The organism is Pantoea sp. JGM49, from assembly GCF_018257655.1.
GTDB lineage: Bacteria > Pseudomonadota > Gammaproteobacteria > Enterobacterales > Enterobacteriaceae > Pantoea > Pantoea communis.
Genome location: NZ_JAERJM010000012.1, coordinates 117,189 through 142,404, shown reverse-complemented (window position 1 = coordinate 142,404; position 25,216 = coordinate 117,189). Strand labels below are relative to the sequence as shown.

Below are 25,216 nucleotides of genomic sequence, written 5' to 3'. Positions count from 1 at the left end.
CTATGTCAGCTGAATATCAGCATCGTGAAGCGATCACCATTCCCGCGCGCTACGGCAAAGCGGTGCGTCTGAAGAAAGGGGAAGCGGTGCAGGTGATCAATCTGCATGGCACTCAGGTAGTGGATTGCTGGGCGTACAACGCCGAAGACGTCAGTGAATATATGTGTATGGAAGCGACGCGCGTGTGGAACCAGCGTCTTAATCCCAAAGTCGGTGACAGCTTTATCACCAGCCAGCGCCACCCGATTCTGACCCTGGTGGCAGATACTTCACCCGGCGTGCATGATTCCTTTATGGCGGCCTGCGATGCGCGTCGTTATGAGCTGCTGGGCTGCACCGAGTATCACCGCAACTGCCACGATAACCTGTTTGAGGGCATGCGCGAGTTAGGTGTTGAACTGCCGCACGGTAATCTGGCGTCTCTGAATATTTTTATGAATATTCAGGTGCAGCCGGATGGTATCACGTTGAAAACGCTGCCGGTGGTGACTAAGCCCGGCGACTACATTGTGCTGCGCGCTGAGATGGACTGCTACGTGGCATTCTCCGCCTGCCCACAGGATATCGTCAGCATTCAGGGGCAGGGCGACAACACCCCGCGTGATGCGGAACTGCGTATTCTGACTGCCGGCTTCCCGCAGGTGCAGCTGAAAGGGGCCTGGGTGCCAGCGTAATTACGATTTCACGACCTGATCCAGCCACACCTGAAAACGCGAATAAGGCACATACAGCGCCACATCCTTATACAAGGTCTTACCGCTTTTATTGTCGTCAATCGCGCTGCTGTAGCCGACAATTACCCCCGCCAGCGTATCATCGCTGGCGTTGTACACCGCACCACCCGACATGCCTTTCACTACACCGGCATTCGCCGCGACCACCACACAACTCGGTTTATTCCAGTCGTTGGCCAGTGTGGTGTTGATCAAATTCTTGCCGCTTGAGGCCACCGGCATGGCAGAGATAAAGCTGTAACCGTAGAGATTGACGTTGTCGCCGATATGGCTATTGCGGAACGGTGGGGGAAGATTGGGTTCGGTGTTCTTGTGGTACACCACGGCGATATCGCACTCGGGATGCCAGGCTTTCACCCGATACATCGAGTATTTCGCCACGTGCGCGGCCGTTAAGCTGTATTCAGGCGTCAGTGGAATGGTGGTGCCCAGCGCGCCAATGCCCAGCACGGTAGGAATGCCGGTTACGGTCATATCGACGCGTTTTGCGGCTTCTTTGCTGTACTCATAGTGCCCCACGGAGCAGCCGCTCAGGCAGCCCACTGTCAGTGCGATCAGCCATCGCATAGGTGTTCCCCCTGCATTGTTTGACACCGCATCACCGCGTAACTGGTTGAGGTATCGGCAATGCGCGCTCATCCTTTACTGATTGATTTCTCGCCAAAAGCTGATGAGCTGTGACAGCGATCACAACTGGATCAAGCGTAGCGTGAAAAGTGCCATCTGTCTCAATGGTCAGGCGGAGTCACTTTCGCGCGCGGGGATTATTGCGCTGTGAGCAAAAAAGCCTTGCAGCGCAGAGGCTGGTTGAGCTGCCAAGCCTGTGCTTTAATCAGAATGTGACGCAGTTCAAATATCTATAAGCGTCCGTTGTAACCGCACGGCGTTCGTTGTGCGGCCTGCCTGCAAAACATTTTAGGAGAGTGTGTTATGCCTGTTGCATTACTGGCGCTGGCGCTGAGTGCGTTCGCCATCGGCACCACGGAGTTCGTGATTATGGGATTACTGCCGGAAGTGGCGGGCGATCTGCAGGTAACGATTCCTTCTGCAGGATGGCTGATCAGTGGTTATGCACTGGGCGTAGCCATCGGTGCACCGATCATGGCGTTGCTGACGGCGAAGCTGCCGCGTAAACGAACCCTGATTCTGTTGATGATCATCTTCATCATCGGCAACGTGCTGTGCGCGCTGGCGTACACCTACAACCTGCTGATGCTGGCGCGCGTGGTCACAGCACTCTGTCACGGGGCCTTCTTCGGGATCGGTGCGGTAGTGGCGGCGAGTCTGGTGGCACCGAGCCGTCAGGCCTCGGCGGTGGCGCTGATGTTCACCGGCTTAACCCTCGCCAACGTGCTGGGTGTGCCGCTCGGCACCTGGTTTGGTCAGATGTTTGGCTGGCGTGCCACCTTCTGGGGCGTGGCGATCATCGGCATCCTCGCTTTTATCGCTTTGATTGTCAGTCTGCCAACCAACAAAGAAGAGAAACCGGTACATCTGGCGAGTGAAGTCAGCGCGCTGGCAAATGGCAAACTGTGGCTGTCGCTGCTGATGACAGTGTTCTTTGCTGCTGCGATGTTTGCGCTGTTCAGCTATATCGCGCCGCTGCTGTTGCAGGTCACGGGCATCACCGATCGTGGGGTGAGCTGGACGCTGTTCCTGATTGGCGCAGGCTTAACCGTCGGTAATATCCATGGCGGCAAGCTGGCCGACTGGAAAGTCTCGTTTAGCCTGATCCTCAGCTTTGTGCTGATCGCCGTCTTCTCGCTGCTGTTCAGCTGGACCAGCCACGCGCTGTGGCTGGCGGAAATCACGCTGTTCCTGTGGGCGATGGCGACCTTTGCTACCGTGCCTGGCTTGCAGATTAACGTGGTGCGCCATGGTAAAGACGCACCTAATCTGGTCTCCACGCTTAACATCTCGGCGTTCAACGTCGGTAATGCGCTCGGTGCCTGGGTAGGCGGCGCGGTGATCGATAAAGGCTACGGGCTGACGTCAGTGCCGGTGGCCGCCGCTGCACTGGCGGTGGTCGGTCTGGTCATCTGTCTGATCACCTTCCGCAAATCAGGCAGGCAGGGCGAAACGGTACGCGCTTAAACCAGACGCTCGGCAATGCGTTGGGTAAAGGTGGCCACCTGCTGTTGCAGGTGGTCGCAGAAATGATCAACCAGCGCTGACGCCGGGCGATGCTGTGGCCGCACCAGACTGACGGTGAACGGCACCGCGATACTGAATCTGCGCATCACCACACCGCTGTCGGCGTAATCGAGCGCCGTCAGCGGATTCACAATCGAAATCCCCACGCCGGCGCGCACCATCGCGCAAACCGATGCCGCACTGTGTGTTTCCAGTACCAGACGGCGCTCCACTTCTTGTTCATGAAAGAGTGAATCCAGCAGCTGGCGATAACTGTCACTGCGCGACAAGCTGACGTAATTCTCTCCCTGAAAATCCTGCGGCGTCAGCACCTCACGCTGGCACAACGGATGGTTGGGCGGCAACACGCACACTTCATCGCAGGTCAGCAGCGGTACGCGTTCGGTGCCTGCTGGCGCATGTTGAGTCTCAGTCAAACCCAGATCGTAGCGCTGTGCCGACAGCCACTCTTCCAGCAGCGGCGACTCCTGCGGAATGATGTTCAGGCTGACCTGCGGATAGCGTTGCAGAAAGGGTTGCAGCAGTGGTGGCAGCAGTGACTGCGAGAACACCGGCAAACAAGCAATCGACAGCTCGCCCTGACGGAATTGGCGCAATCCTTCGGCGGCATCCATGATGCGGTCCAGCCCGTACCAGGAGCGTTGTACTTCTTCATACAGCCGTAAACCCTGCACCGTGGGCTGCAATCGTCCACGCACCCGCTCAAACAGTTCCAGACCCAGCTGCTGCTCCAGCCGCGCCAGCTCACGGCTAACGGTTGGCTGCGAGGTGTGCAGCAACGCGGCGGCTTGCGTCAGGTTGCCGCTGGTCATCACCGCGTGGAAAATTTCGATATGTCGCCAGTTAATTTTTGCCATCACTCCTCCGTTAATCCATATCATATTTGTATAGCTGACGCTAAAACAGATATTTTTCTGAATCGTCTTGCTGTGGCTAAATAGTGGTAAAGACACAGGAGAATTGAGATGCCACGTCCACTGAACAACAACGAAACGGCCCTGACCGCCGCTAATTTACTGCCGCTGGCACAGCGCTATGCTGGTCCATTCTGGGCCTACGATGCCGCCATCATTCAGCAGCGTATTGCCCAGCTGAGTGCGTTTGACGTGGTGCGTTTCGCCCAGAAAGCCTGCTCCAATATCCACATTCTGCGCCTGATGCGTGCCGCAGGCGTGAAGGTCGATTCCGTTTCCCTGGGTGAAATTGAGCGCGCGCTGGCCGCCGGTTTCCAGCCGGGTGGCGAAGATATCGTCTTTACCGCTGACGTCTTCGATCAGCCAACCCTGGCGCGTATCGCGGAGTTAAAAGTGCCGGTCAATGCCGGTTCTGTGGATATGCTGCATCAGCTTGGCGCGGTCTCTGCGGGCCATAAAGTGTGGCTGCGTATCAACCCGGGTTTTGGTCATGGGCACAGTCAAAAAACCAATACCGGTGGCGAGAACAGCAAGCATGGCATCTGGCATAGCGATCTGCCGCTGGCGCTGGCAGCGATTCAGCAGCACGGCCTGAAATTAGTGGGTCTGCATATGCACATCGGTTCCGGTGTTGATTACGGCCACCTGCAGCAGGTGTGTGACGCGATGGTCGATCAGGTCATCGAATTTGGTCAGGATCTGGAAGCAATTTCAGCCGGTGGTGGTTTGTCGATTCCTTATCGCTTCGGTGAAGAATCTATTGATACCCAGCACTATTTCGGTTTGTGGAGTGGCGCACGTGACCGCATTGCGGCGCATCTTGGTCATGCGGTGAAACTGGAGATCGAACCGGGTCGTTTCCTGGTGGCGGAGTCTGGCGTGCTGGTGTCGCAGGTGCGTGCGGTTAAGGAGATGGGCAGCCGTCACTTTGTGCTGGTGGATGCCGGTTTCAGCGATCTGATGCGTCCATCGATGTACGGCAGCTATCACCACATTTCTGTGCTGCCAGCTGATGGTCGTGCATTGAGTGATGCAACGGTGGAGAGCGTGGTGGCGGGGCCGCTGTGCGAGTCTGGCGATGTGTTCACCCAGCTGGAAGGCGGTAAAGTCGAGACGCGTGCACTGCCTGCGACGCAGGTCGGCGATTATCTGGTGTTCCACGACACCGGCGCGTACGGCGCTTCGATGTCTTCCAACTACAACAGCCGTCCGCTGATTCCGGAAGTGCTGTTTGAGAATGGCGCTCCGCGTGAAATTCGTCGCGCGCAGACCATTCAGGAGCTGCTGGCGCTGGAGCTGATGTGATCAACATTGTTCCACTCAGTGAAGTCCCACATCACGCCAGTCATATTACCGACTGGCTGTGGCAGGCGTTTGGCGAGGGAACGTCGCGCGAGTTTTACGACAGCATTGTGCGCAGCAGCCTGAACGGTGCCGAGTATCCGGTGACTTTCGTGGCGCTGGATGGTGATGTGCCGTTGGGCACGGTGGGATTCTGGCGCTGTGATCTCATCAGCCGTCAGGATCTCTATCCGTGGATCGCCGCGCTGTATGTGGATGAACATGCGCGCGGCAATGGCCTGAGTGAAGCGCTGCAGCAGCATGTGTTGAATTATGCCCGCGAGCGCGGGCATGAAAAGCTGTGGCTGTGGTCAACGTTCGGCGGCTACTACGAGCGCTTTGGCTGGCAGTATCAGTGTGATGCGCTGGAGTTCCCGGATGTGCGGGTGAAGGTCTATTCGCAGTATTTGTGACCCGGTGCGCATTGAAGCGCACCTGGAGATCAACCCGGTCCGCTCACCGAATGCCTTCTCACCAGCGTCGGGCTAAACATATTGGTCACTTCTGGCATTTCCGTGCCGTTGGCTAACGCCAGCGCCAACTGCGCCGCCTGCTGCGCCATGGTGACAATCGGGTAACGCACCGTGGTCAAACGTGGACGCACATAGCGTGACACCAGCACATCATCAAAACCAATCAACGACATCTCTTCCGGCACGCGAATGCCGTTATCACTCAACACCGCCAGCGCGCCAGCCGCCATGGAGTCGTTGTAACAGGCCACCGCTGTGAACTGCTTACCGCGCCCCAGCAATTCCGTCATCGCTTGTTCACCCCCGACTTCGTCCGGCTCGCCCCACGCCACTAAGCGGTCGTTGGACGGTAAGCCGTGCTCTTTCAACGCGTCGTAGTAACCTTGCAGGCGGTCTTCGGAGTCAGAAATAGGGTGGGTCGAGCAGATAAAGGCGATTTGCGTATGACCTTGCTGAATCAGATGGCGCGTTGCCAGCCAGGCACCGTAACGGTCATCCAGCGCGATGCAGCGCGATTCAAAGCCTTTCAGCAGTCGGTTGAGCAGCACCATGCCCGGCACTTGCTTCATCAGCACTTCCAGGTCGGCATCAGGAATTTTCTTGGCGTGTACTACCAGCGCATCGCAGCGATGACGCATCAGTTGCTCAATCGCCTGACGCTCTTTTTGCTCAATGTGGTAACCGTTACCAATCAGCAGGAAGTTGCCGGTGGCACCGGCGACTTCATCGACCGCTTTCACCATCGCGCCGAAAAACGGGTCGGAAACGTCACCCACCACCAGACCGAGGGTTTCGGTGGATTGCTGTGCCAGCGCACGCGCATTGGCGTTCGGGTGATACTGCAACTGCTCCATTGCCTGGGTCACGGCGAGACGTGAACTCTCGCTGGCTTTGGGCGAATTATTGATGACGCGGGAAACGGTCGCGACCGATACCCCGGCCATGCGGGCAACATCCTTAATGGTAGCCATGCGGTTACTTGCATCCGGGAAAACGTTTACACATCCCATCAGTGTTACGGAAAACAGTACCTGTAGCAACCCGCGAGAATGCCAGCGCTGTCGCAAAAGTGCGGAAAATCAGGCGCTCACAGCCAGACTTCAGCGCGTCAGGGCGGCATGGTATGCTGCCAGCACGATTCAGACCTGTCTGCCGGACCCAATAACCATGAAAACACGCGTGCCACACCTGGCGCACTGGGGCGCATTTACTGCCGTCACGGAAAACGACCGCCTGATTGGCTGTGAGCCCTTTTTTGCTGACGCCGATCCGTCGCCGATGCTCAACACCATCCCGGAACTGGTCTACTCGGATAAGCGTATCCGCCAGCCAATGGTACGTCGTTCATGGCTAAAGTCGCGTGAGAATAGCGATCGCACGCTGCGTGGACGTGAAGATTTTGTCGCCGTGGATTGGGATACCGCACTGGATCTGGTGGCAGAAGAGAATCGCCGCGTGCGCGATCGATACGGCGCATCGGGTATTTTCAACGGTTCTTATGGCTGGTCTTCGGCGGGACGCGTTAACCATGCGCGCACCCTGATCCGTCGTTTCTACTTCCAGGGCGGCGGCGGGGTGGATCAGCAGGGCAACTATAGCTGGGGCGCCGCGCAGTTCTTCCTGCCTTACGTAATTGGCACCTATATGCCGCTCACCGGCCGCGTCACCGACTGGCCGAGCGTGGTGGAACATGCCGACATCTTTATCGCCTTCGGTGGTCTGGCGCTGAAAAATGCCCAGGTGGCGTCGGGCGGTGCCGGACAGCACAGCCTGAAACCGGCGCTGGAGCAACTCAGCGCCAAAGGCACGCCGATCATCAACATCAGCCCAATGCGCGATGACTGCCCGGCGTTTGTGAATGCCGAGTGGATTCCGATTCGCCCGAATACCGATGTGGCGTTGATGCTGGCGCTTGGCTTCGAAATCACCCGCCGCAATGCGCTGGACGAAAGTTTCCTCGCCAGCCATTGCACCGGCTGGCCGCAGTTACGTGAATATCTGCTGGGCGAAAGCGACGGCATCGCCAAAACGCCGGCGTGGGCGAGTGCCATCACCGGCATTCCGGCGGCGCGTATCGCGTTACTGGCACAGCAGCTGATTGGCAAACGCAGCTTTATCACCTGTTCTTACTCGGTACAGCGTGCCCATCGCGGTGAGCAGCCGTACTGGATGATGATTGCGCTCTCTTCAATGCTTGGTCAGCCGGGCTTGCCGGGGGGCGGCTTCTCGTTTGGTCATGGGTCGATGAACAGCGTCGGCAATCCGCGTCAGGAAGGGCCCGCGCCGATGATGAGCACCGGGCCGAATCCCGGCAACTTCTCGATTCCGGTCGCGCGCATCAGCGATATGTTGCTCAATCCCGGCCAGCCTTACCATTTCCAGGGCGAAACCCTGCACTATCCCGATATCCATCTGGTGCACTGGGCTGGCGGTAATCCGTTCCACCACCATCAGCAGCTTAACCGCCTGGTGGAAGGCTGGCAGCGCCCGGATACCGTTATCGTGCAGGATATCGTCTGGACCCCGGCGGCGCAGATGGCGGATATCGTGTTACCCGCCACCACCACGCTGGAGCGCAACGACATCGGCGGATCTTCACGCGATCGCTTTGTGTTTGCGATGCATCAGGCGGTGAAACCGCAGCATCAGGCGCGTCATGACTTCGATATCTTTGCGGATATCGCCGATCGACTTGGCTACCGCGAGGTGTTCACCGAAGGGCGCAACGAGATGCAGTGGATTGAGCACCTGTATCAGCAGTGTGCGGAGGCGCACGCGCGTAAAGATATTCACTTCCCGGAGTTTGGTGAATTCTGGGAGCGTGGTTTCGTTGAGATCCCGGAAGGCGGCAAGCCTTATGTGTTTATGGATGATTTCCGCGCTAACCCGATTGCGCATCCGATCCAGACCGCCAGCGGCAAAATCGAGTTGTTCTGCCAGACCATTGCCGATTATCAGTTGGAAGATTTTGCCGGACACCCGGAGTGGCGCGAGCCACAGGAGTGGTTGGGCGCGCCGCTGAGCGAAGATTTCCCGCTGCATATGATCTCGATTCAGCCCTCGGATCGACTGCACAGCCAGATGGACGCCACCGCCACGGTGCAGGCGAATAAAACTGCCGGGCGCGAAACCTTATATATGCATCCACAGGACGCTGAGGCTCGCCAAATCGTCGATGGCGATGAGATTGAAGTCAGTAACGCACGTGGCCGCATGCTGGCCGGTGTGCGTCTCACTGATGGCTTAACGCCGGGAGTAGTGATCATCGCCACCGGCGCCTGGTTTGATCCCGGATTCGGCCGCACCTGGCAGCCGTGGGACCGTGCCGGTAACCCCAATGTACTGACGCTGGACATCGGCACCTCGTCACTGACGCAAGGCCCTAACGCCATGAGTTGCCTGGTGGAAATCAAAAAACACCTGATGTGAATGGGGTGCTAACAATCTCACTGCTGGTTACATTTTGCGGGTAACTGTTGCGTTTGAGAGATGGAGAACCGTCATGCCACCTTGCTACAGTCAGGGTCCCAGAGGTATTGATGGGTGAACATCAAAAAGTTTTCTTGATTACACCGACCTGCGCAGATGCGCAGGTTTTTTTTGCCTGTCGTTCCCGCTAACGAACTGAAACACAGTTTTCCTGTCAACTCGCTTTACCTTTCTTTATAACTGCGGATAACAAGCTTGAAAAAACTGTTTATTGCAGCGGAATGCTATGCCCCGTATAAAAAAACTTCTGGGAAAAGACCAGATCAAAGCCCCATTTAACCCGTTTCGTTTTCGCCTGATTTGTCTGGGTGTCTTCAGCTGCATGGTGTTGCTGCTGATCTTCGTCGGTGACCTGCAACTGATTAAGCATCCGATGCTGGAGCACGAGGCCGATCAGCGTTCACTGCGCACCGTCACCTTGCCCACCAACCGTGGCACCTTACTGGATCGTGATGGCCAGGCACTGGCACTGAGCGTACCGGCGCGCGATATCATCGCCGACCCGATGCGCTTGCTGGAAGCCAATCCCGACTTTACCAACGCCAAATGGACCTATCTTGCCTCGGCGCTGAACTTACGTCCGGAAGAGTTGCGTGAGCAGATCACCGCGAACCCGAAAAAACGCTTCCTCTATCTTGGCCGTAAAATCGAACTGGGCATCGCCAAAGACATCGCCGAACTGCACCTGAAGGGCATCAGCTCGGTATACAACGACAGCCGCTTCTATCCAATGAGTGAAGCCGCTGCGCCGTTAATTGGCATTGTCGGTGCTGACAGCAATGGCCTGAACGGACTGGAGAAAGGTTTCGACCACGTGCTGCAAGGCGAGCCGGGCAAAGAGGTTTATCGTCAGGACAAAGAGGGTAATATCGTGGCGATGCTGGATTACGAGCCGCCGAAGCAGCCGCCAACGGTACAGCTGAGTATTGATAAGTTTGACCAGTTCACCCTCTACAGCAAACTGCGCGATGGCGTGTTGCTGAATAAAGCGGATTCCGGTGCGGCAGTGCTGATCAAGATTGATACGGGCGAGATCCTGGCGATGGCTTCCTATCCTTCGTTCAACCCCAACAACTTCGATAACGCCACGCCTGCACAGATGCGCAACACGGCGATCAATGACAGCTACGAACCCGGGTCAACGGTGAAACCGCTGGTGGTGATGGAAGGGCTGGAGCGTCATCTGGTGCGTGCTGACTCGGTGATCGATACCACACCCTACAGCGTTAACGGCCACTTGATTCGTGACGTCGGCCACTGGCCGCGCCTGACCATGACGGGCATTTTGCAGAAATCGAGTGATATCGGCGTATCGCACATTGCGCTGGCGATGCCTGCTGAAGCGCTGGTGAACACCTATCAGGCGTTTGGCCTGGGTAAGCCGACCGGACTCGGGTTAACCGGCGAGAGCGTGGGCTACTTCCCGCTGCACCGTGAACGCTGGGCGGATATCGAACGCGCCACCTTTGCCTTTGGCTACGGCCTGCGCGTCACACCGCTGCAAATCGCCCGTGAATACGCCACGCTTGGTTCTTACGGCGTATATCGTCCACTGTCGATCACCAAAGTGACACCGCCGGTGTTGGGCAAGCAGGTGGCCGATCCGCAAATCGTGCAAACCGTGGTGCACATGCTGGAGAGTGACGTATTGCCTGGCGGTACCGGCGTCAAAGCCGCTGTGCCGGGTTACCGCCTGGCGACCAAAACCGGTACCGCAGAGAAAATGGGCACCAGCGGGAAGTACGATGGCGGTTACGTTAACTACACCGCCGGTATTGCTCCTGCCAGCCATCCTGAGGTGGCGCTGGTGGTGATGGTCAACCATCCGACAGCGGGCGATCACTTTGGTGGTTCGGTAGCGGCGCCGATTTTCGGCAGCATTATGGGGCCGGTGTTGAAGCATATGAACATTGCGCCTGACGCCATTTACAGCAAACCGACTTCGGATAAATCTTAGTAAAATCAGGATGTAACTGCCGTGAGGTGCTTTTCACACCTCGTTGCATTTCGCCGAACTCCGTTGCGATTTGCGGCTGTTTTCTCACACCACTTTCGGCGACGATAAAAGTCCCAGAGGTATTGATTGGTGTGAAGATCGGCTGCTGCGGCAGCAATACCTGTCTTCAGGTATTCACCCTGTTCGGTTGCACCGACCCACGCGGATGCGTGGGTTTTTTTTGCCTGAAATTCAGCACTCAGCGAACTCGCTCACACCTCTTGTCTGAGTCTTAACACTTCCCCGCCAACATAAAAATATCTTGCCGTGTAACCTGTATGTAACGCACCGCGATGCCGCATTCCATTTCGGTTCGCCAGCCCCTTGCCGTGTTGGTAGCGCGGCTTTGGGGCGTTTTTTATTGCCATTCGTTGAGGTGTGACCCGATGCCAAAAACCAAAGACCGAACGCCAAAAGGCGAGGGCCGCTCCACGGCGTTTCAGTTACGCATTCATCCGGAGTTGCATGATCAACTGCGCGAAGTCACCGAAGATGAAAACATCACGCTATCGTGCTGGTTGAAAGATTTGGCGCGTCGCGAACTGCGCCGTCGCGGGATCGAGCCGAAAGGGTAAACCTGTTGCTCTGCATGGCGGTAAAAAACCCGCAAAAAGCTAATTTTCACAGCCATTTATGGCACGAAAGGTTTACCATTTTCCTTTGGAAAATATATTTTACGCAACCTTAACAACCGCCTTATCACTCCCTCCCTACAATGATTTTTTGCATGTCATCACATCAGTGACTATCCCTCCTTTCATCCAGAGAAAAATTATGCGCCTGAAACTTCTTTCTGCCAGCGTGGTGTTTTTACTGGCAGCCTGTGACCAGGGCGGAGCAAAGCCCGCTGCATCCGCGACACCCCAGGTGGGTGTCATCGCCCTAAAATCTGAGCCCGTTACGTTGGTGACACAACTGCCTGGCCGCACCACGGCGGTCCGCACCGCACAGGTGCGCCCACAAGTCAGCGGCGTGATCCAGAAAATCCTGTTTACCGAAGGCGGCGAAGTGAAAGCAGGCCAGCCGCTCTATCAGATCGATCCGGCGACCTATAAAGCCGCTTACGACAAAGCGATGGCGACCTGGCAAAACGATGCGATGGTGGCAAAACGCTATCAGCCGCTCGCTTCTGCACACGCCATCAGCCAGCAGACTTACGACGATGCCGTTGCGGCAGAGCGTGAAGCACAGGCCGATGTGGAAACCGCTAAGGTCAATCTTGATTACACACTGGTGAAGGCGCCAATCTCCGGACATATCAGCCGTTCGCTGTATACCGCCGGTGCGCTGGTGACCAACGGCCAGACCGACTATCTCGCCACCATCACCCAGCTTGATCCGATCTATGTTGATGTCAGTGAGTCATCCACCGACCTGCTGCGTCTGCGCCGTGCCTTAGCCGACGGCAAGATCGCCAAAGTGGATGACAACACCGCGGCGGTCGGACTCTCTCTGGAAGACAACAGCCAGTATGGCCAGCAGGGCAAACTGGCGTTCTCGGAAGTGAACGTCGACACCGCCACCGGCACCGTGGTGCTGCGTGCGGTGTTCCCGAACCCGCATAATGAACTGCTGCCAGGCATGTACGTACACGCCAGCTTCCCGCAGGGCATTCAGCAGCAGGGGATTCTGGTGCCGCAGGAGTCGATCATGCATGACACCAAAGGCCAGCCGTATGTTTACGTGGTGAAAAGCGATAACACCATTGAGCAGCGCAGCATTCACACCGGCGAGATGATCAAAGGTGAATGGCTGGTGACCTCCGGCCTGAGCGAAGGTGAAAACGTGGTGGTGAACAATCTGCAAAGTGTGCGTGCTGGGGCGAAAGTCACCACCACCGCTGCCAACACCCATGACACGCCATCTGCCAACGCTGTCAGTCTGTCGATGACCGACGCAGCAGCGCAATAAGGGGGCGGCATGTCGAAGTTTTTTATTGAACGTCCCATTTTTGCCTGGGTTATCGCGATTATCGTGATGCTGGTGGGCGGGATTGCGGCCATCAGTTTGCCGGTCAATCAGTATCCCAATATCTCCCCACCTGCGGTGTCGATCTCGGTGACTTATCCGGGGGCCAGCGCCGAAACCACCCAGAACACCGTGGTGCAGGTGATTGAGCAGCAGTTGAACGGGTTGGATGGCTTGCGCTATCTGGAATCCAGCAGTGCCTCGGACGGCAGTGCGCAGATCATCGCCACCTTTAACCAGGGCATCAATCCGGATATCGCCCAGGTGCAGGTACAGGACCGCGTCTCGCTGGCGGAATCGCAGTTGCCAACCGACGTGACCCAGCAAGGGATCCGCATCCGTAAGTACCAAAAGAACTTCATGATGGTCATCGGGCTGATCTCTAAAGACGGCAAGCTGAGCAACGGCGATCTCGCGGATATGCTGGTGTCGAAGCTGGAAGATCCGATCTCGCGTACGCCAGGCGTCGGTGACTTTATGGTACTGGGTTCGGAATATGCCATGCGCATCTGGCTCGATCCCGCCAAACTGTACAAGTACAACCTGATGCCGAGTGATGTTACCACCGCCATTGACAACCAGAACGTGCAGGTGTCGTCCGGTTCACTCGGCGGGTTACCGACCATTCAGGGCGCCAAAACGCAGGCCACGGTACTGGGGAAAACTCGCTTCACCACGGTGCAGCAGTTTGAAAATGTGCTGTTGAAAGTGAATAGCGATGGCTCACAGGTGCGTTTGAAAGACGTTGCCAGCGTGGCGCTCGGTCCGCAGAGCTACGGCATTGACGCCACCATGAACGGCAAACCGGCCGCCGGTATTGCATTGCGTCTGGCCACCGGGGCGAATGAACTGGATACCGCTAAAGCGGTGCGCCAGACCATAGCCGATCTCAAAGACTCACTGCCGGATAATGTTGAAATTCAGTATCCGTATGACACTTCGCCAGTGGTCAGCGCTTCGATTGAAGAAGTGGTGAAAACGCTGATCGAAGCGGTGGTGCTGGTGTTCTTCGTCATGCTGCTGTTCCTGCAAAACCTGCGCGCCACCCTGATTACTACCCTGGTGGTGCCGGTGGTGTTGCTCGGTACTTTCGGCATCCTGTCGGCCTTCGGTTACAGCATCAACACCCTGACCATGTTCGGTATGGTGCTGGCGATAGGGCTGTTGGTGGATGATGCCATCGTGGTGGTGGAGAACGTCGAGCGTGTGATGCACGAAGAACATCTCGATCCGAAAACCGCCACCATCAAGTCGATGCAGCAGATACAGGGCGCACTGTTTGGTATTGCGCTGGTGCTGTCAGCGGTGCTGCTGCCAATGGCGTTCTTCTCCGGCTCGACCGGGGTGATTTATCGCCAGTTCTCGATCACCATTGTGTCGGCGATGGCGCTGTCGGTGATCATGGCGCTGATCTTTACCCCTGCACTCTGTGCCACCCTGCTCAAACCTTCGGCGGCGGAGCACAAGACCACCGGTTTTGCTGGCTGGTTTAACCGTAAGTTTGATAGCGGCGCGATGCACTACACGCGCGGCGTTAACAACGTTATTTCCCGTCGCGGCCTGTTCCTGGTGATCTACCTGGTGATCGTCGGCGTGACGGGCTTTTTGTTCACGCGTGTGCCCACCACGTTCCTGCCTGCAGAAGATCAGGGCTTGATGATGGTGCAGATGACGCTGCCGGTGAACTCCTCTTCACAGCGTACGCAGCAGGTGATCAACGATCTCAATGACTACCTGCAGAAGAATGAAGCCTCAGTGGTCACCACCACCTTTGGCGTGGCGGGCTTTAACTTTGCCGGTCGCGGCCAGAGTAACGCCATGGCCTTCGTGCGCCTGAAGGATTGGGGCGATCGTACCCACAGCGGGCAAAGCGTGCAGGATCTGGCGAACCGGGTGATGGCGCATTTTGCCAACTACAAAAACGCCAAAATCTTCGCCATGGTGCCGCCTGCGGTGATGGAGCTGGGTAACGCCACTGGCTTCGATCTCTATCTCCAGGATACGGGCGCGCACACCCATCAGCAGATGATGGATGCCACGCACCAGTTAATCGATCTGGCCAACAAAGATCCGCATCTGGCGCAGGTGCGCATGAACGGACTGGAAGATGAGCCGCAGTATCAGCTGGAGATCAATGACGAGAAGGCCAGCGCGCTGGGCCTGAGCATGACCGACATCAACAACACGCTGTCAGTGGCGTGGGGTTCCAGCTATATCGATCAGTTTATGTATAACGGCCGTGTGAAAGAGGTTTACCTGATGGGTAAAGCCGATTCACGCGTCACGCCATCCGATCTCGATAAATGGTACTTCCGCAACAGCAGCGGCACCATGGTGCCCTTCTCCGCCTTCGCCAGCGGCAAATGGGTTTACGGCTCGCCACACTTCGAACGCTTTAACGGCCTGACCTCTGAAGAGATCCTCGGATCGCCCGCGGCAGGGCAGAGTACCGGTGAAGCGATGAAAGCAGTAGAACAGCTGGCGAAGCAGTTGCCCAAAGGCTTCCGCGTGCAGTGGTACGGCATTTCCTATGAAGAGCAGGCGTCCGGCAACCAGACCACGCAGCTGTATATCATCTCGATTCTGGTGGTGTTCCTGTGTCTGGCCGCGCTGTATGAGAGCTGGTCCATTCCGTTCTCAGTGATCATGGTGGTGCCGCTCGGCATTCTCGGGACTATTAGTGCCGTACTGCTGCGCGGCTTGCAGAACGACGTATTCTTCCAGGTGGGCTTACTCACCACGGTGGGACTGGCGGCGAAAAACGCCATTCTGATTGTGGAATTCGCCAAAGAGTTGCACGAACGGGAAGGCAAAACGCTGGTTGAGGCGGCGGTGGAAGCGGCCAGGTTGCGTATCCGCCCGATTATCATGACCTCTATGGCGTTTATTCTCGGCGTGCTGCCGCTGACTATCTCTAACGGCGCAGGCGCAGGTAGCCAGCACTCGATTGGTACGGCGGTAGCAGGCGGGATGATCACCGCCACCTTCCTCGCCATCTTCTTTGTTCCGATGTTTTACGTGGTGGTTTCGCAGTTCTTCGCCCGCAAGAAAAAAGCATCCGCAGAGGTGACAACGCATGAACACTAAAACTTTCCGTATGGCGCTGCTGCCGCTGGCTATGACGCTGGCGGGCTGTACGCTGGCCCCCCACTATCAGCGCCCCGCAATGCCGGTAGACGCGAAGTACGATCAGCCCACGCCGGTGGGCAACGTGGCGGATCTGCCGTGGCAGAACTTCTTCACTGACGCCACGATGCGCAATCTGATTCAGCTGTCACTCGACAACAACCGTGACCTGCGCGTCGCGGCGCTAAATGTCGAAGAGGCACAGCAGAGCGTCACGGTGCAGCGTGCGGCGTTAATGCCGTCAATCAATGCTACCGCCAGCCAGACCTCGGCGCATGAACCGGCCAACCTCTATAACACCAAGACCAGCGGTGCGGTGACCTATCACGAGTTGAACGCCGGTCTGGGCGTCACCTCGTGGGAGCTGGACTTCTTTGGTCGTTTACAGAGCTTGCGTGATGAAGCGCAGGAAACCTATCTGTCCACCGCCGCGACCGAACGCGCCACGCGCATCTCGCTGATTTCGGAGGTGGCCACCGCCTGGCTGACCTTGAGTTCGGATAACGATCTGCTGCATCTGGCGCAAAATACCGCCAAAAGTCAGCAAGAGTCGTATCGTCTGACGCAACTCAGCTACAACGGCGGGGCCAGTAGCGATCAGGATCTGGCGCAGGCAGAGAGCACGGTGCGGGCTGCCCAAGCGGATGTGGCAAGCTATACGCGTCAGGTACGTCAGGATGTGGACGCACTGCGCTTGCTGGTGGGCACCGATCTGCCCGCCACTTTGCTGTCCCACGCGACGCTGGACGTCAACTGGCAGTTCCCGGCCACGCCAGCGGGCTTGCCATCTGATCTGTTGACGCGTCGTCCGGATATCATGGCCGCAGAACATAGCCTGAAAGCGGCGAATGCCAACATTGGCGCAGCGCGCGCGGCGTTCTTCCCGAGCATCACGCTGACCGCTTCTGGGGGATCGACCAGCAGTTCGCTCGGCAGTTTGCTGGGCGGCGGAACCGGTGCCTGGTCCTTTGTGCCGTCGATCAATCTGCCGATCTTTGACGGCGGCAAAAACGAGGCTAATCTCAACATCGCGCACATCGAGAAACGCATTGAAATTGCTGACTATGAGAAAGCGATTCAAACCGCGTTCAAAGAGGTGAATGATGCGCTGGCCGGTCAGGATACCTGGCAGGATCAGCTGACAGCGCTGCAACAGGAGGTTGGTGCTAATCAACGCGATTACGACTATTCCGAAATGCGCTTTAAGCAAGGTGTAGACAATTATCTCAATGTATTAGTGGCCCAGCGATCGCTTTACAGTTCGCAGCAGTCGTTAATCAGTGCACATCTGGGCCAGTTGAGCGAGAAAATCACCTTGTATAAAGCCTTAGGAGGCGGTTGGAAGGCCTGAGTGCCTTAACGTTACCCTTACGGTTTCTCCATGGAAATTCCATGGCACTTCAGCTGATAATACAAGCAGTGATGATTTCCTTTGAAATAATCCCCTGTCAGTGCAGGGGATTTTCCTTTTTCCTGTTTATCTGAAGAGTCCGATGACAATTAATTCCCCTGGCAAATCGCGTTTCCACTGGCTGAAATGGCTACTCATTTTACTTGTTGTGTTAATCGTGGCTGGCGTGATTTGGCGCGTTGTCGGCGGCCATGGCGGTGCGCCGGGCGGCATGCCACCAGGAGGCGGAAAAGGCGGTCATCGCGGGGGCGCAGGTGGACCTCCGGGCATGGCGATGATGGGCGGCAGTGCCACGCTGGTGCACAGTGGCGTGGCCACCACGGCCAACGTGCCGGTGTATCTCAATGCGCTGGGCACGGTGATCCCCAATGCCAGCGTTACCGTGACCAGCCGCGTAGCGGGTCAACTGGAAAAAGTGTTCTTTACCGAAGGGCAAAAAGTCGAGGCTGGACAGCTGCTGGCGCAGATCGATCCACGTAGCTATCAGGCGACACTGGCGCAGTATCAGGGCGACCTTAATCAGAACCAGGCATTGCTGAAAAGCGCCGAGTTGACGCTGGCCCGCTACAAAAAACTGGCGGCCCAGGACTCGTTGTCACGCCAGGATCTCGACACGCAAACGGCCACCGTTGGGCAGTACAAAGGCGCAGTGGCAGCCGATCAGGCGCAGATCGCCAGTGCGAAGCTGGATATTGAGTATGCGCGCATCACTTCACCAGTCAGCGGCCGTGTCGGCCTGCGTTTGGTTGATCCGGGCAACATGGTGCAAACCACCGACACCACCGGCATTGTGGTGGTGACGCAGATGCAGCCCGCAGCCGTGACCTTCAGCGTGCCGCAGAGCAATATCGCGCAGCTCACCAAAGCGCTGCATAACGGGCAGAGTTTACCGGCGGTGGCTTTTGATCAGGACAATAGCACCCAGCTGGCTCAAGGCAGCGTGCAGTTCATTAGCAACCAGATCGATACCAGCACCGGCACCATCGAGCTAAAAGCCACTTTCCCGAATAAAGATGAGTCGCTGTTTGCCAATCAGTTTGTCAACCTGCGCCTGCAAACCAACATTCTGAATAACGCCACGGTGATCCCGGCGCAGGCGCTGCAACTGAGCAGCGACGGCAGCTTTGTGTTTGTGATCAATCAAGACAACACCGTGACGCGCAAAGCCGTGACCACCGGCCCGGCGTTTGGTGAAGATCAGCAGTCGATCCTGAAAGGTGTCGAGCCGGGTGAGCGTCTGGTCACCGAAGGCATCGATCGCCTGACCAACGGCAGTAAAGTCTCTCTGGCCGATGACAGCAAAACTGCCACAGCGGCCAAAAAATGAATCCGTCACGTCTGTTTATCCAGCGTCCCGTCGCCACCATCTTGCTGATGGTCGGCGTGCTGATTTCCGGGATTTTCGCGTATAAATTCCTCTCCACCTCGGCGTTGCCGCAGGTGGATTATCCGACCATTCAGGTCACCACCCTGTATCCCGGGGCCAGCCCGGATGTGATGGCGTCGTCCGTGACCTCGCCGCTGGAGCGCCAACTCGGGCAGATGGCCGGTTTAAGCCAGATGACCTCCACCAGCTCCGGTGGCTCCTCGATCATCACGCTAAAATTCAGCCTCGATCTGTCGCTGGATGTCGCCGAGCAGGAAGTGCAGGCGGCGATCAATGCCGCCAACAACCTGCTGCCGAGCGATCTGCCCAATCCGCCGACCTATAAAAAGGTCAACCCGGCGGATACGGCGGTGATTACGCTGGCGGCCAGCTCGGATAACCTGCCGCTGACGCAGGTGCAGGATCTGGTGAACACCCGCGTGGCGCTGAAGCTGTCGCAGATTAACGGCGTCGGCATGGTGACATTGGCAGGTGGTCATCAGCCGGCTATCCGCGTGCAGATGGACCCGAAAGCGCTGGCGGCACACAAGCTGTCGCTGGAAGACGTGAATACGTTGATCAGCAACAGCAACGTCAATGGTTCAAAAGGTGGCTTCGATGGCAAATACCATTCGGTCACCATCGATGCCAACGATCAGCTGCGCACCGCCGATGAGTACGGCAATCTGATCATCACCTATCAGAACGGTGCCGCACTGCGCCTGAAAGACATCGCGCACATTGAACAGGGTCCGGAAAACAGCTTCCAGTCGGCGTGGGCCAATAGCAGCCCGGCGATTGTGATCAGCGTGCAGCGCCAGCCTGGTGCCAACGTGATTCAGGTGGTGGACAGTATCAAAGCGCAGCTGCCCACCCTGCAGGCCGCGTTGCCCGATGGCGTGAAGATGAGCATCTTGTCGGATCGCACCCAAACCATCCGTGCATCCATCAGCGACGTGCAGTTTGAGCTGATGCTGTCGGTGGCGCTGGTGGTGATGGTCACCTTCCTGTTCCTGCGCAATGTGGCGGCGACGCTGATTCCAAGCGTGGCGGTGCCGCTGTCACTGATTGGCACTTTCGGCGTGATGTATCTGGCCGATTTCAGCCTGAATAACCTGTCGCTGATGGCGCTGACCATCGCCACCGGCTTCGTCATCGATGATGCGATTGTGGTAGTGGAGAACATTTCACGTCGGCTGGAAGAGGGCGAAACGCCGATGCAGGCGGCGCTGAAAGGCTCGCAGCAGATCGGCTTCACCATCATCTCGCTGACCTTCTCGCTGATTGCAGTACTGATCCCGCTACTGTTTATGGGCGATGTGGTAGGGCGCTTGTTCCGCGAGTTCGCCATTACGCTGGCGGTGTCGATTCTGGTGTCGATGGTGGTGTCACTGACGCTGACGCCAATGCTGTGCGCCTATCTGTTGCAGCATATTCCGGAAGAGAAGCAGTCTCGTTTTTCGCGTAAGGGCGGACAAATATTCGATAAGTTGGTGCACGGTTACGACCGCTTGCTGACGGTGGTGCTGAATCATCAGAAACTGACGCTGCTGGTGGCGCTGGCGACCTTTGCGCTGACAGCGCTGCTGTATATCGCCATCCCGAAAGGTTTCTTCCCGACGCAGGATACCGGACTGATTCAGGGTGTCACCGTGGCGTCGCAGGATGTGTCGTTTAGCGAGATGTCGAAGCGTCAGCAGGCGCTGGCGAAAGTGATTCTGCAGAACCCGTCGGTGGATAGCCTCTCTTCCACCATCGGGATTGACGGCAGCAACACCAGCCTCAACAGTGGCCGTATCCAAATCAACCTGAAGTCGTTTGATGAGCGCGATGACAAAGCCGATGTGGTGATCAAGCAGCTGCAGCAGGCGGCGGAGCAGGTGGCGGGCATTCAGCTCTATCTGCAACCGGCGCAGGATTTGACGGTCAACGATCAGGTCACGCCGAGCCAGTATCAGTTCACGCTGGATGACGCAGACAGTGAAAACCTGGTGAGCTGGACGCCGAAGATGGTGGCGGCCTTGCAGCAGCGCCCGGAATTTAACGGCGTGGTGAGTAACCTGCAGGATCAGGGCCGTGTCGCCTATGTCGAACTGAACCGCGACAAAGCCGCGCGCTACGGCATTACCGCCTCGGATGTGGATACGGCACTGTACAACAGTTTTGGTCAGCGTCTGGTTTCTACCATCTTTACCCAGGCTAACCAGTATCGCGTAGTGCTGGAAGTGGCACCGCAGTATCAGCAGTCTCCGGCGTCGTTTGATGATGTTTATCTGCCGGTGAGCAGCAGTTCCAGCACATCAACCAGCAGCAGTTCGGGCAGCACATCCAGCAGCAGCTCAACCACCAGTTCCGACAGCGACACCACTACCGGGATGGTGAAACTGACCTCGATTGCCACCATTCACCAGCGCACCGGTTCACTGATGCATATGCGTCTGAATCAGTTCCCGGCGGTGATGGTGTCGTTCAATCTCAACAGCGGTTATTCGCTGGAGGATGGGCAGAAGGCGATTGCCGAAGTGACGCAGCAGCTGGATCTGCCATCCAGCATTACGCTGCGCTATCAGGGGGAAACCTCGGCATTCCAGAGCGCGACCGGTAACACGCTGTGGCTGATTCTGGCCGCACTGATCACCATGTATGTGGTGTTGGGCATCCTGTATGAGAGCTTTATTCATCCGGTGACGATTCTCTCGACGCTGCCATCAGCGGCGGTGGGCGCACTGTTGACGCTGTTGCTGGCGGGCAGTGAATTCAGTTTGATTGCCTTGATCGGGGTGATCCTGCTGATCGGTATCGTGAAGAAGAACGCGATTATGATGATCGACTTCGCGCTGGAAGCCGAAAACAAGCAGGGCATGAGCGCGCGTGATGCGATTCATCAGGCCTGCTTGCTGCGCTTCCGTCCGATTCTGATGACCACCATGGCGGCGCTGCTCGGTGCACTGCCGCTGATGCTGGCTTCGGGCTCGGGTGCGGAGCTGCGTCAACCGCTCGGTCTGGTGATCGTCGGGGGGTTGATTGTCAGCCAGGTGCTGACGCTGTTCTCCACGCCGGTGATTTATCTGTGGTTCGATGGCATTGCGCAGCGCGGCAAGCGCTATATGCAGCGTAAACAGCAGCAGGCGCGGAGCGAGTAATGAACCTCACCAGACTCTTTATCTTTCGCCCGGTCACCACGTTGCTATTAACGTTGTCGATCATGCTGCTCGGTTTGCTGGGTTATCGGCTGTTGCCGGTGGCCCCGCTGCCGCAGGTGGATTTCCCGACCATTATGGTCAGCGCCAGCTTAGCCGGTGCCAGCCCGGAGACCATGGCGGCCACGGTGGCCACGCCGCTGGAGCGCTCGCTGGGGCAGATCGCGGGCGTCACCGAAATGACTTCGACCAGTTCGCAGGGCTCCACCAGCGTGATTTTGCAGTTTGATCTCGACCGCGACATCAACGGCGCGGCGCGCGATGTGCAGGCGGCGATCAACGCCGCGCGCAGTCTGCTGCCGAGCGCGATGGAATCACTGCCGACCTATCGCAAAGCTAACCCGTCCGATGCACCGATTGTGATGCTGGCGTTGACCTCCGCCACGCGCACGCCGGGTGAGCTCTACGACCTGGCCGAGAGCAAAATTGAGCAGGCGATGGGGCAGGTCAAGGGCGTGGGCGAAGTGTCACTAATGGGCAGCGCCTTGCCCGCCGTGCGTATCGATCTGCAACCGCTCAAGCTGGCGCAATACGGCATCTCGCTGGACACGGTGCGTGAAGCCATCGCCAACAGCACCACCAACAAACCCAAAGGCATTCTGCAGGGTAGCCAGCAATCATGGGTGGTGGACAGCAACGGTCAGTTAGATAAAGCGGCGCAGTATCAGGATCTGATCGTCAGCTATAAAGACGGCAAAGCGGTACGTCTGCACGATGTCGCCACCGTCTACGATTCGGTGGAAGATCAGTACCAGGCCGGTTTCCTTAACTCGCAGCCGTCGGTGATGGTGGGCATTAAGCGCCAGGCCGGCGCCAATATGCTCGACACCATTGATGCCATCAAAGCGCAGTTGCCAGCGCTGGAAAAAGATCTGCCCGCAGATACCCAACTGAAGGTGGTGGTGGACCGTTCGCCGACGGTGCGTGAATCTTTGTATGACACCGAAGAGACGCTGCTGATCGCCATGCTGTTGGTAATCGCGGTGGTGTTTGTGTTCCTGCGTAACGTGCAGGCGGTGGTGATCCCGGCGCTGGCACTGCCGGTGTCGTTGATTGGCACCTGTGCAGTGATGTATCTGCTGGGCTACAGCCTCGATAACCTTTCGCTGATGGCACTGATCATCGCCACCGGATTTGTCGTCGATGATGCCATCGTGGTGCTGGAGAACATCACGCGCCATATCGAAGAAGGTTTGAGTCCGCTGCGGGCGGCGCTAAAAGGCGCGCAGGAAGTGAGTTTCACTGTGCTGTCGATGACCATGTCGCTGGTGGCGGTGTTTATCCCAATCCTGCTGATGGGCAGTATTGTCGGTCGTCTGTTCCGCGAGTTTGCGGTGACGCTCACCGTCTCGCTGTTGATCTCGATGTTTGTCTCGCTGAGCCTGACGCCGATGCTGTGCGCGCGTCTGCTGAAGCCAAAACCGAAAGTCAGCAAGCGCCCGCATCCGCTATATCAGTTTATCGAAAACCAGCTGAATGCTTTGCTGGCAGCCTACTCGCGTGGTCTGGCGTGGGTGATGGCGCACCCGAAGATCACCATGTTCAGCCTGGTGCTGACGGTGTTGCTCAACCTGTTTCTGTTCACCGTGGTGCAGAAGGGCTTCTTCCCCAATCAGGATACCGGCCTGCTGATGGGCGCACTGCGCGCCGATCAAAACATCTCGTTCCAGGCGATGAAGCCGAAGATGCTGGAGTTCACCAAGATCATCCAGTCCGATCCCGCAGTGGACAGCGTGATGTCGTCGATGGGTAGCGGCATGTTTGGCTCGCGCAATAGCGCCAACTTCTTTGTGCGTCTTAAAGACTTTAGCGATCGCGATGCCACGGCCACCGAAGTCGCCAATCGACTGAGCCTGAAGACCAGCCATATCGCCGGGGCGCAGATGTTCCTGATGGCGGCGCAGGATCTGCATATCGGTGGGCGCAGTGCCAATGCTACCTATCAATACAGCTTGCAGGCCGACGATCTGGATGTGCTGCGCGAGTGGACGCCGAAAGTGCAGGCCGCGCTGGCGGCGATCCCACAGCTCAACAGCGTGGACTCCGATTCGCAAACCGGCGGCCAGGAAGTGGTGATCAATATCGATCGCGACCGCGCGCAACGCCTCGGCGTGAATGTGCAGATGCTGGATACCATGCTGAACAACGCCTTTAGCCAGCGCCAGGTGGCGACGCTGTATCACACGCTGAATCAGTATCATGTGGTGATGTCGTTGCAGGACAGCTACACGCGCGATCCGGAGATTTTGAAAGAACTATATGTGATCAACGACAGCGGCGATCGTGTGCCGCTCTCCGCTTTCGCCAGCTTCAAAGGCGGTAACGCGCCGCTGTCGGTGGCGCATCAGGGGCAGTCGGCCACCAGCACCGTTGCCTTTAACCTGAATGATGGTGTGTCACTGGAGCAGGCGCAGGCGCTGATTAAACAGGCGATGGCGCAGCTCGGCCTGCCGTCCACCATTCAGGCCGGGTTTGCCGGTACCGCAGCCGCCTTTGCGCAGCTGACCGCCACCATGCCGTGGCTGATTATTGCCGCGCTGGCGGCGGTGTATATCGTGCTGGGCGTGCTGTATGAGAGCTACATCCATCCCATCACCATTCTTTCGACGCTGCCATCGGCGGGGGTTGGCGCGCTGCTGCTGCTGCTGCTCACCAATACCCAACTGACGGTGATTGCCCTGATCGGCATCATTCTGCTAATCGGCATCGTGAAGAAGAACGCCATCATGATGATTGACTTTGCAATCCATGCTGAGCGCACGCAGGGCATGTCGCCGAAGCAGGCGATCACGCAGGCCTGTCTGATGCGTTTCCGTCCGATCATGATGACCACGCTGGCCGCCTTCTTTGGTGCTTTGCCGCTGGCATTAGGCAGCGGCGGCGATGCGGATTTACGCAGTCCGCTTGGCATCGCAATTGCCGGCGGTCTGGCACTCAGCCAGTTGTTAACCCTTTTTACCACGCCGGTTGTTTATCTCTGGCTCGATAGTTTAAGCCGCGCCACCAAACGTCAGTGGCAGCGCATGCGTCATGTGGAATCCTGA

General features: G+C 57.4%; 16 protein-coding genes and 1 tRNA gene. 13 read left to right on the top strand and 4 right to left on the bottom strand.

From position 1 onward, the window contains the following. Positions 1–2: 2 nt before the first annotated feature. The gene (locus tag JK231_RS19635) at positions 3–674 is read left to right on the top strand and encodes an urea carboxylase-associated family protein (RefSeq protein ID WP_097118012.1); all 672 of its coding nucleotides are present in this window, start codon (positions 3–5) and stop codon (positions 672–674) included. Here the strand turns inward: JK231_RS19635 and JK231_RS19630 are convergent, their stop codons facing one another. Further along, positions 675–1,301, bottom strand: a complete 627-nt coding sequence (locus JK231_RS19630; RefSeq protein ID WP_160868305.1) for a trypsin-like peptidase domain-containing protein — start codon at positions 1,299–1,301, stop codon at positions 675–677. A gap of 363 nt (positions 1,302–1,664) precedes the next feature. Between JK231_RS19630 and JK231_RS19625 the strand changes: the two genes are divergently transcribed. Continuing rightward, positions 1,665–2,828 (top strand): MFS transporter, encoded by a 1,164-nt coding sequence (locus JK231_RS19625; RefSeq protein WP_211729288.1) that lies wholly within the window; start codon positions 1,665–1,667, stop codon positions 2,826–2,828. Here the strand turns inward: JK231_RS19625 and JK231_RS19620 are convergent. Next, positions 2,825–3,745 (bottom strand): LysR family transcriptional regulator, encoded by a 921-nt coding sequence (locus tag JK231_RS19620; RefSeq protein ID WP_097118009.1) that lies wholly within the window; start codon positions 3,743–3,745, stop codon positions 2,825–2,827. The genes JK231_RS19625 and JK231_RS19620 overlap by 4 nt on opposite strands. A gap of 108 nt (positions 3,746–3,853) precedes the next feature. Between JK231_RS19620 and lysA the strand changes: the two genes are divergently transcribed. Further along, positions 3,854–5,107, top strand: coding sequence for a diaminopimelate decarboxylase (lysA, locus tag JK231_RS19615; protein ID WP_211729287.1), 1,254 nt, complete (start codon positions 3,854–3,856; stop codon positions 5,105–5,107). Further along, a complete protein-coding gene (locus JK231_RS19610) occupies positions 5,104–5,556 on the top strand; it encodes a GNAT family N-acetyltransferase (protein WP_211729286.1) in 453 nt (150 codons plus the stop codon). The genes lysA and JK231_RS19610 overlap by 4 nt, the downstream gene beginning before the upstream one ends. Positions 5,557–5,585: 29 nt before the next feature. On the opposite strand, the gene galR is transcribed toward JK231_RS19610, so the two are convergent. After that, on the bottom strand, positions 5,586–6,587 hold the full coding sequence (gene galR, locus JK231_RS19605; RefSeq protein WP_034823157.1) for an HTH-type transcriptional regulator GalR: 1,002 nt from the start codon (positions 6,585–6,587) through the stop codon (positions 5,586–5,588). A gap of 196 nt (positions 6,588–6,783) precedes the next feature. On the opposite strand from galR, the gene JK231_RS19600 reads away from it, so the two are divergent. Then, positions 6,784–9,045 carry a molybdopterin-dependent oxidoreductase gene (locus tag JK231_RS19600; RefSeq protein WP_211729285.1) on the top strand — a complete coding sequence of 754 codons (2,262 nt, stop codon included), beginning with the start codon at positions 6,784–6,786 and terminating at the stop codon, positions 9,043–9,045. Positions 9,046–10,478: 1,433 nt separating this feature from the next. Here JK231_RS19600 and JK231_RS19590 read toward each other — a convergent pair. After that, positions 10,479–10,591 (bottom strand) — tRNA-OTHER (locus JK231_RS19590). Between the two features lie 81 nt (positions 10,592–10,672). Here JK231_RS19590 and JK231_RS19585 point away from each other — a divergent pair. The 8 genes from JK231_RS19585 (at position 10,673) to JK231_RS19550 (ending at position 25,216) form a co-directional block, all read left to right on the top strand. Further along, a complete protein-coding gene (locus JK231_RS19585) occupies positions 10,673–11,062 on the top strand; it encodes a penicillin-binding transpeptidase domain-containing protein (protein ID WP_153012330.1) in 390 nt (129 codons plus the stop codon). Between the two features lie 425 nt (positions 11,063–11,487). Further along, entirely contained in the window at positions 11,488–11,676 is a 189-nt protein-coding gene (locus JK231_RS19580; RefSeq protein ID WP_058961818.1) for a hypothetical protein, read from the top strand. Between the two features lie 199 nt (positions 11,677–11,875). After that, positions 11,876–13,012, top strand: coding sequence for an efflux RND transporter periplasmic adaptor subunit (locus JK231_RS19575; protein WP_097118004.1), 1,137 nt, complete (start codon positions 11,876–11,878; stop codon positions 13,010–13,012). A 9-nt stretch (positions 13,013–13,021) separates the two neighbouring features. Next, the gene (locus tag JK231_RS19570) at positions 13,022–16,156 is read left to right on the top strand and encodes an efflux RND transporter permease subunit (protein ID WP_211729284.1); all 3,135 of its coding nucleotides are present in this window, start codon (positions 13,022–13,024) and stop codon (positions 16,154–16,156) included. Further along, positions 16,146–17,546 carry an efflux transporter outer membrane subunit gene (locus tag JK231_RS19565; RefSeq protein WP_211729283.1) on the top strand — a complete coding sequence of 467 codons (1,401 nt, stop codon included), beginning with the start codon at positions 16,146–16,148 and terminating at the stop codon, positions 17,544–17,546. Before JK231_RS19570 ends, JK231_RS19565 begins: the two co-directional genes overlap by 11 nt. Before the next feature lie 142 nt (positions 17,547–17,688). Further along, the gene (locus JK231_RS19560; protein WP_211729282.1) at positions 17,689–18,933 is read left to right on the top strand and encodes an MdtA/MuxA family multidrug efflux RND transporter periplasmic adaptor subunit; all 1,245 of its coding nucleotides are present in this window, start codon (positions 17,689–17,691) and stop codon (positions 18,931–18,933) included. Further along, positions 18,930–22,115, top strand: coding sequence for a multidrug efflux RND transporter permease subunit (locus tag JK231_RS19555; protein ID WP_211729281.1), 3,186 nt, complete (start codon positions 18,930–18,932; stop codon positions 22,113–22,115). Before JK231_RS19560 ends, JK231_RS19555 begins: the two co-directional genes overlap by 4 nt. Next, positions 22,115–25,216: an efflux RND transporter permease subunit gene (locus tag JK231_RS19550; protein WP_211729280.1), complete on the top strand. Its 3,102-nt coding sequence runs from the start codon at positions 22,115–22,117 to the stop codon at positions 25,214–25,216. The genes JK231_RS19555 and JK231_RS19550 overlap by 1 nt, the downstream gene beginning before the upstream one ends.

Excerpts from the sequence above, each read along its gene's own strand:
- JK231_RS19635 (WP_097118012.1), top strand. The coding sequence starts at position 3 with ATGTCAGCTGAATATCAGCATCGTGAAGCGATCACCATTCCCGCGCGC.
- JK231_RS19630 (WP_160868305.1), bottom strand. The coding sequence starts at position 1,301 with ATGCGATGGCTGATCGCACTGACAGTGGGCTGCCTGAGCGGCTGCTCC.
- JK231_RS19625 (WP_211729288.1), top strand. The coding sequence starts at position 1,665 with ATGCCTGTTGCATTACTGGCGCTGGCGCTGAGTGCGTTCGCCATCGGC.
- JK231_RS19620 (WP_097118009.1), bottom strand. The coding sequence starts at position 3,745 with ATGGCAAAAATTAACTGGCGACATATCGAAATTTTCCACGCGGTGATG.
- lysA (WP_211729287.1), top strand. The coding sequence starts at position 3,854 with ATGCCACGTCCACTGAACAACAACGAAACGGCCCTGACCGCCGCTAAT.
- galR (WP_034823157.1), bottom strand. The coding sequence starts at position 6,587 with ATGGCTACCATTAAGGATGTTGCCCGCATGGCCGGGGTATCGGTCGCG.
- JK231_RS19600 (WP_211729285.1), top strand. The coding sequence starts at position 6,784 with ATGAAAACACGCGTGCCACACCTGGCGCACTGGGGCGCATTTACTGCC.
- JK231_RS19580 (WP_058961818.1), top strand. The coding sequence starts at position 11,488 with ATGCCAAAAACCAAAGACCGAACGCCAAAAGGCGAGGGCCGCTCCACG.
- JK231_RS19575 (WP_097118004.1), top strand. The coding sequence starts at position 11,876 with ATGCGCCTGAAACTTCTTTCTGCCAGCGTGGTGTTTTTACTGGCAGCC.
- JK231_RS19570 (WP_211729284.1), top strand. The coding sequence starts at position 13,022 with ATGTCGAAGTTTTTTATTGAACGTCCCATTTTTGCCTGGGTTATCGCG.
- JK231_RS19565 (WP_211729283.1), top strand. The coding sequence starts at position 16,146 with ATGAACACTAAAACTTTCCGTATGGCGCTGCTGCCGCTGGCTATGACG.
- JK231_RS19560 (WP_211729282.1), top strand. The coding sequence starts at position 17,689 with ATGACAATTAATTCCCCTGGCAAATCGCGTTTCCACTGGCTGAAATGG.
- JK231_RS19555 (WP_211729281.1), top strand. The coding sequence starts at position 18,930 with ATGAATCCGTCACGTCTGTTTATCCAGCGTCCCGTCGCCACCATCTTG.
- JK231_RS19550 (WP_211729280.1), top strand. The coding sequence starts at position 22,115 with ATGAACCTCACCAGACTCTTTATCTTTCGCCCGGTCACCACGTTGCTA.